Origin of the sequence: Deinococcus murrayi DSM 11303 (genome assembly GCF_000482805.1) — a bacterium.
GTDB classification, from domain to species: Bacteria; Deinococcota; Deinococci; order Deinococcales; family Deinococcaceae; genus Deinococcus; species Deinococcus murrayi.
The window spans coordinates 73,327-80,950 of sequence record NZ_KI519502.1; the positions used below are offsets into that span (position 1 = coordinate 73,327).

Here is a 7,624-nt window from a genome sequence, read left to right on the forward strand (position 1 = left end):
CCTCGACCATCTCCAAGACCTGCTGCTGCACCCATCCCCGTCGTCCTGGCGTACCCTGACGACTCTCATGCCGCGTTTTGAAGGGTAGTCAGGTTGCCCCCACAAGACGAAACCCACCCGCCGGGGGTGGGTTTTGGGTTGGTGGGCGGTGAGGGATTTGAACCCCCGACCCGTCGCGTGTAAAGCGAAAGCTCTACCACTGAGCTAACCGCCCGCACCGGGCGCATGCTAGGGCGCGGCGGGGCCGGGGGTCAAGCCGGGTCCGGCGGAACCTGCACCCCACCCAAGCGCCGGTTGAGGTCGGCGGCGAGCGCGAGCAGCCTGCCGTCACCTCCCGCCGGGCCGGTCAGCAGCACGCCCGTCGGGGCACCCTCATGCAGCCCGGTTGGAACCGTCACGCTGGGATAGCCCGCCTTGGCCCCCACCGCGGAGCCGCGCAGCCCCGGCCACAGCAGGGCGTCGAGGCCCAGGGCAAAGAGGGGGTCAAGGCCCCGCGTCCGCGTGAGGTCGAGGTCGCGGGTCCGCGCCTCCCGGTAGGCCCGCTCGGAGAGGTCGCCGCGGGTGCCCTCGGCGGCGTGCAGCAGCGTCTGGCCGTAACGCTGGAGGCGTCCCGGGTCCTCATCGTTGGCGGCAATGACTTCCGCGAGGCTGCGGGGGCCATCCCGCACCCCGGCGAGGTAAGCGTTGAGGTCGTGCTTGAACTCGTAGACGAGCACCTCCAGCCGCCAGCCGCTCAGCTCGGCGGCGGTCTCTAGGGTCACGTCCTGCAGGCTGGCTCCGGCCTCTTGCAGGGCGGCTTCCGCGCGGGCGAGGGCCGCCGCTTCCGCCGGAGAGAGGTGGGGGCCGAACTCGCGCAGCACGCCGAGGCGCTTGCCCTCCAGCGCTCCTTCGGGGAGGCTGAGGTCAGGGACCGGGAGACGGCGGCTGGCCTCGTCGGCCTCGTCGGGTCCGGCCATCACCCCGGCGAGGAGGGCCGCATCGCGCACCGAGCGAGTGATCGGCCCAGCGGTGTCCTGGCTGTGCGAAATGGGCACCACGCCCGTGCGCGGAATCAGGCCCACGGTGGGCTTGAGGCCGATGACGCCGTTTTGCTGCGCCGGGCTGAGAATCGAGCCACTCGTCTCGGTGCCGACCGCCGCCACGCACAGCCGCGCCGCGACGGCCACCCCGCTCCCGCTCGACGAGCCGCCCGTATCCAGCCCCTCGCCCCAGGGGTTGACCGTCTGGCCGCCCGCGCCGGAGTACCCGTTCGGCATCCCCAGGGTCATGAAGTTGGCCCACTCGGTGAGGTTGGCCTTGCCCAAAATCACCGCCCCCGCCGCCCGCAGCCGGGCCACCAGGGGCGCGTCCTGCCGGGGCACGTGCCGGGTCATCAGCAGGCTTCCGGCGGTCGTGGGCAGGCCCGCCACGTCGATATTGTCCTTAATCAACAGCGGCACGCCGTGCAGGGGACCGCGCCGCTGGGGGGGCAGGGCGTCGAGGCGCTCGGCGTCGGCCTCGGCCTGGTCATTGACCGTGATGACGGCCCGCAGCCGCCCGTTGTGCGCCCGCAGCCGGGCGAGGTAGGTGCGGGTCACCTCCAGCGCGGTGAGGTCGCCCCGGCGGGTAGCGGCGGCCAGGGCAGCGGCATCGAGGTCGAGCACGGGGTCGGGCGTCGCGGGGAGCACGCCGCTGAGTCTAGAGCAGAGTAGAGCAGTGGGCACAGAAGGCGCAGGCTTTTTCTCTTGGCCCAGCAAGGCAACGCTTCCGTTCTTGAGGAAGCTCCCCCTCCCCCGCCCGTCTATGCCGCGCCCCCAACCTTCCCCGGCAGGTGGGATAGCCTGCCCGCCATGCACGGGGCAGCGGGGCACGGGGACGTGGGAGAGCCGGGCGCGGCGGGGGCCACCCTCACGGTCGCCTTTCAGGGCCATCCGGGGGCTTACGGCGAGATTGCGGCCCTGCACGCGCTAGGAAGCGCCGGGATTCCCCACGCGGGGGTGGGCACGCGGGGCTTTTCCACCTTCCACGAGGTCGCCTCGGCGGTCGAGGGTGGCGGGGCCGACTACGGGGTCCTTCCGGTCGAGAACAGCCTGATGGGGGCGATTCACCAGACCACCGACCTGCTCGCGGAGACCGACCTGCACGTCGCGGGCGAGGTCGTCGTGCGCGTCAGCCACTGCCTGATGGCGCTGCCGGGCGTGGGCCTAACGGACATCCGCCGGGTCGTTTCGCAGCAGCCCGCGCTCGACCAGTGCACCGGACTGATTCGCCAGTACGGGTGGCAACCTGTCGCCGCGCACGACACGGCGGGCAGCGCCCAGGACCTCGCAGCGCGGGGGGCGCGGGACGAGGCCGCCATCGCTTCTGCCCGCGCCGCCGAGCTGTACGGGCTGCATATCCTGGCCCGCGAAATCGAGGATGAACCCTTCAACTTCACCCGCTTCCTGCTGCTCTCGCGCCGGGAACCTGCCCCCTCGGACGCGCCGCACAAGACCAGCCTCGTCTTTGCCGTGCGGCACACCCCCGGATTTCTCGTCGAGACGCTGAATGAACTGCGGGGCCTCAACCTCTCGCGCATCGAGTCCAGGCCGCGCCGCGACCGCGCCTGGAGCTACCTGATTTACGTGGACATCGAGGGGCCAGCCCACGACCCGGCGGTCGCGCAAGCCCTCGCGGGGGTGCTCAGGAAGGCGAGCTACGCCAAAATCATCGGGAGCTATCCGCGGGCGCGGGAGGTGGTGGGGTAGGGTTCGCGCCTGCTCTCCCTCCCGCACCGCACCTGTCCATTCCACTCCAGTCTGTCCCGCGTCCCCCGCGCTATCTTTCCGGCAGTCGTGCCCGCTCGGCACGGCCATCCAGAGCGCCGGAGGGATTTTCCCGCCCAGTGACGGCGCGGCAACCGGGTCCCCATCACGACCACGGTGCCCCACGGGAAAGCCCCCCGCCACACGCGGCTGACGATGGCCCGGCGGGGGAGCGATGGCCCAGAGACGGCACATCAGCGTATTCGAGACTTCACGGACTGCTTCGGCTTCAGGAGCAGCCCGCTTGACCGAGGTAAAGGCATGGCGGACACACGGGGCATTCACGCCCACGCGCGGGAACGGATTCTGGTGCTTGACGGGGCCTGGGGCACCATGCTTCAGCGAGCGGGGCTGACGGAGGGCGACTTTCGCTGGCCCGGCGCGGACCCGCTGCGGATGTACCGGGGCAACTTTGACCTGTTGCAGCTCACCCGGCCTGACGTGATTCGGGAGGTGCACCGGGCTTACTTCGCGGCGGGGGCGGACATCGCCTCCACGAATACCTTCAACGCGAACGCCATCTCGCAGGCCGACTACGGCACCGAACACCTGGTGCGGGGGATGAACGAGGCGGGAGCGCGGCTCGCCCGCGAGGTCGCGGACGAGTTTGAGGCCCGCGACGGGCGGCCCCGCTGGGTGGCCGGGTCGGTCGGCCCGACGAACCGCACGGCCACCCTCTCGCCCGACGTCGAGCGGCCCGACTTCCGCAACGTGACCTTTGACGAGCTGGTTGCGGCGTATGCGGAGCAGATGGAAGGGCTGCTCGCGGGTGGGGCCGACCTCCTGCTCATTGAGACCGTCTTCGACACCCTGAATGCGAAGGCGGCCCTCTTCGCCGCCGAGGAGGTCTTCGCCCGCGCCGGGCGGCGGCTTCCGGTCATGCTGTCGGGCACGATTACGGACGCGTCGGGGCGCACCCTCAGCGGGCAGACGCCGGAAGCCTTTGCGGTCAGCACCGAGCACGCCCAGCTCTTTAGCCTGGGCCTGAACTGCGCCCTGGGCGCGGACCTGCTGCGGCCCCACCTGCGCTCGGTCGCGGCCAATACGGAAGCGCTCGTCTCGGTGCACCCCAACGCGGGCCTCCCCAACGCCTTCGGGGAGTACGACGAGACGCCCGCGCACACGGCTTCCGTCCTGCGTTCCTTTGCCGAAGAAGGGCTGGTCAACATCGTGGGCGGCTGCTGCGGCACCACGCCGGAGCACATCCGCGCCATCGCGGGGGCGGTCGCTGGGCTGCCCCCCCGCACCGCGCCCCGGCTGCCGCCCTACCTGCGCCTGAGTGGGCTGGAAGCCTTTAGCGTGACCCCGGACACCAACTTCGTGAACGTGGGCGAGCGCACGAACGTGACGGGCAGCCCGAAGTTCGCCAAGGCCATCCTCGCGGGCGACTACGACGCGGGCCTCAAGATTGCCCGGCAGCAGGTCGTCAGCGGCGCGCAGCTCGTGGACGTGAACTTCGACGAGGGGATGCTCGATGGCGAGGGCGCGATGGTGAAGTTTCTCAACCTCCTCGCGGGGGAGCCGGACATCGCCCGCGTGCCGCTGATGCTGGATTCCTCCAAGTGGGAGATTCTCGAAGCGGGCCTCAAGCGCGTGCAGGGCAAGTGCGTGGTGAACTCCATCTCGCTCAAGGACGGCCCAGAGAAGTTCCTGGAACGCGCCCGCCTCCTGCGCCGCTACGGGGCCGCTGCCGTCGTCATGGCCTTTGACGAGGCGGGGCAGGCGGACACCCTGGAGCGGCGCACCGAAATCTGCGCCCGCGCCTACCACCTGCTGACGGAGGAGGCGGGCTTTCCTGCCCACGACATCATCTTTGACCCCAACGTGCTGACGGTAGCGACAGGCCTGGAGGAGCACGACCGCTACGCCCTCGACTTCATCGAGGCAACGCGCTGGATTAAGGCGAATCTGCCCGGCGCACTCGTGTCGGGCGGCATCTCCAACGTGTCCTTTTCCTTCCGGGGAAACAACCACGTCCGCGAGGCGATGCACGCCGTCTTCCTGTACCACGCCATCCGCGCTGGGCTGGACATGGGCATCGTGAACGCGGGGATGCTCGCCGTGTACGACGACATCGAGCCGGAGCTGCGGGAGGCCGTAGAAGACGTGATTCTGGCCCGGCGACCGGACGCGACCGAGCGGCTGATTGCGCTCGCCGAGAGCTACAAGGACGTGAGGCGCGAGGCCGCGGCCCAGAGTGCCTGGCGCGACCTCCCGGTCGCCGAGCGGCTCAAGCACGCGCTCGTCGCGGGCCTCACCGACCACGTCACCGAGGACGCCGAAGAAGCGTATCGGCTCCTCGGCTCGCCCCTGGCGGTCATCGAGGGGCCGCTGATGGACGGCATGAACGTGGTCGGCGACCTGTTCGGGGCCGGGAAGATGTTCCTGCCGCAGGTCGTCAAGTCCGCCCGCGTGATGAAACGGGCCGTCGCCCACCTCACGCCGTATCTGGAGGCCGAGCAGGTGGGGCAGGGGGGCAAGGGCAGGGTCCTCCTCGCCACCGTGAAGGGCGACGTGCACGACATCGGCAAGAACATCGTGGGGGTGGTCCTGGCGTGCAACGGCTACCAGGTCACCGACCTCGGCGTGATGGTGCCGACCGAGAAGATTCTGGACACCGCGCAGGAGCTGGGCGCGGACGTCATCGGTCTGTCCGGCCTCATCACCCCCAGCCTCGACGAGATGGTCGGGGTGGCGCGGGAGATGACCCGCCGGGGCCTGAAGACCCCCCTGCTCATCGGCGGCGCGACGACCAGCCGCGCCCACACAGCGGTCAAGATTGCCCCCGCCTACGATGGCCCGGTCGTGCATGTTCTCGACGCCAGCCGCGCCGTCGGGGTGGTCGGCGAGCTGCTGAGCGACCCCGCCGCGGTGCAGGAGCGCACCCGCGCCGAGTACGAGGCCCTGCGTGAACGGCACGGTGAGCGGCAGGTGCGCCTCATCGGGCTGGCCGAGGCCCGCGCCCGCGCCCCCCGCCTCGCCCCCGCCGCCGCCCCCGCCCCGCGGGTGCCGGGGCGCACGGTGGTCGAGCAGCCGCTGGGGGAACTCCTCGATTACATCGACTGGACGCCCTTTTTCATCGCCTGGGAGATGAAGGGGGTTTACCCCACCATCCTGGGCGACCCCGTGCGCGGGGCGGAGGCACGCAGACTCTTCGACGACGCGCAGGCGCTGCTGCGGCGCATCGTTGACGAGGGCTTGCTAACGGCCCGTGGCGTCATCGGGCTGTGGCCCGCACACCGGGAGGGGGATGACATCGTGGTCGAGGCCGCGCCGTTCTCGACGCCCCGACCCCTCGCCCCCCCGACCACCCGCCTCTACACCCTGCGCCAGCAGCGCGACCAAGCCACCCCGAATACTGCCCTCGCCGACTTCGTGGCCCCGCGGGGCGACCACATTGGCGCGTTCGCGGTCGCCATCCACGGGGCCGAGGCCCTCGCCCGCGCCTTCGAGGAACAGCACGATGACTACCAGAGCATCCTCACCAAGGCGGTCGCGGATAGGCTCGCCGAGGCCTTTGCGGAAAAGCTGCACCGCGACGTGCGAACGCATTACTGGGGGTACGCGCCCCAGGAGGCCCTGACCAACGACGACCTCATCCGGGAGCGTTACGTCGGCATCCGCCCTGCGCCCGGCTACCCCGCCCAGCCCGACCACACCGAAAAGCGGACCATTTTCCGTCTGCTGGGGGCGGAGGAAGTCGGCCTCTCGCTCACCGAATCCGGGGCGATGACCCCCGCCGCCGCCGTGTCGGGGCTGTACTTCGCCCACCCCGAAGCCCGCTATTTCGCCGTGGGCCGCATCGGGCGCGACCAGGTCGAGGACTACGCCCGGCGCAAGGGCTGGACCCTGGCGGAAGCCGAGCGCTGGCTGGGGCCGATTCTGGCGTACGACGCGGGGGAGTCGAGGGGTCGGGAGGTCGAGGAGTCGAGCGAGACCCCCCCTCGACCGCTCGATGCCTCGCCCCCCCAACCCACCGCCGGAGGCGTGCCGTGACCCCCTCCCCCACCCGCATTTCTGTCGAACTCGTGCCCCGCTCGCGCTCTGGCCTGCGGGCCGAGCTGGAGGCGGTCGCGCGGCACCTGCCGGACGTGGACACGGTGAACGTGGTGGACCTCACCCGCTACTCGACCCGGTCCTGGCAGGGGTGCGCCCTGGCCCGGCCCCGCTACCGGGCCATTCCGCACATCCGGGCGGTCGACCTCGACCCCGACCGTCCGCTCGCGATGGCGGACGCGCTTGCGGCCCACGGCCTCGACGAGGTCCTCATCATCACCGGGGACGCCCCCGCCGACATGAGCGCCCGCGTGTACGACGTGGACGCGGTGCGGGCGATTCGGCGCTTTCAGCGCGAGCTGCCGCACGTGCGGGTCTATGCGGGCCTAGACCCCTACCGCCAGAGCCTCGCCCGCGAGCGCGACTACCTCCTGCGCAAGCTCGACGCCGGGGCCTGCGGATTTTTCACCCAACCCTTTTTTGACCTGCGCCTGCTCGCCGCCTATGCCGACCTCATCCCGCCGGAAGCCGAGGTCTGGTGGGGCGCGACCACGGTCCTTACCCCCGCTTCCCTGAACTACTGGCGGGCACGCAACCACGCCGTCTTTCCCCGCAGCTTCCAGCCCACGCTGGAGTGGAACCGCGCCTTTGCCGCTGACCTCCTTACCTTTGCGCGGGAGCGGGGTCAGCACGCCTATTTCATGCCCGTAAAGGCGGATGCGCGGGCATACCTGGAAGGAATCGTGTAGGAGCGCCCAGAACAACGGCAAGAACAGGGGGTCGGCCCAGAAAAGTTGGCCGACCCCTAGTTTCAATCCTCAGCCGTCCCGAAAGACGGCTGCAAC

Annotated in this window: 4 protein-coding genes and 1 tRNA gene; 3 read left to right on the forward strand and 2 right to left on the reverse strand. The window is 70.5% G+C overall.

Going from position 1 to position 7,624, the window contains the following annotated elements; genetic code table 11:
• Nucleotides 1–139: 139 nt before the first annotated feature.
• Nucleotides 140–214, reverse strand: a tRNA-Val gene (locus H565_RS0110720).
• Nucleotides 215–251: 37 nt separating this feature from the next.
• Nucleotides 252–1,667, reverse strand: coding sequence for an amidase family protein (locus H565_RS0110725; RefSeq protein ID WP_245576209.1), 1,416 nt, complete (start codon nucleotides 1,665–1,667; stop codon nucleotides 252–254).
• A 162-nt stretch (nucleotides 1,668–1,829) separates the two neighbouring features.
• Between H565_RS0110725 and H565_RS0110730 the strand changes: the two genes are divergently transcribed.
• The 3 genes from H565_RS0110730 to H565_RS0110740 all read left to right on the forward strand — a co-directional run bounded on the left by H565_RS0110730 (nucleotide 1,830) and on the right by H565_RS0110740 (nucleotide 7,528).
• Nucleotides 1,830–2,726 (forward strand): prephenate dehydratase, encoded by an 897-nt coding sequence (locus tag H565_RS0110730; protein WP_051363555.1) that lies wholly within the window; start codon nucleotides 1,830–1,832, stop codon nucleotides 2,724–2,726.
• 318 nt (nucleotides 2,727–3,044) lie between these two features.
• Nucleotides 3,045–6,779: a methionine synthase gene (gene metH / locus H565_RS15145; RefSeq protein WP_084542958.1), complete on the forward strand. Its 3,735-nt coding sequence runs from the start codon at nucleotides 3,045–3,047 to the stop codon at nucleotides 6,777–6,779.
• Nucleotides 6,776–7,528, forward strand: coding sequence for a methylenetetrahydrofolate reductase (locus H565_RS0110740; protein WP_027461033.1), 753 nt, complete (start codon nucleotides 6,776–6,778; stop codon nucleotides 7,526–7,528). The genes metH and H565_RS0110740 overlap by 4 nt, the downstream gene beginning before the upstream one ends.
• Nucleotides 7,529–7,624: the final 96 nt, after the last annotated feature.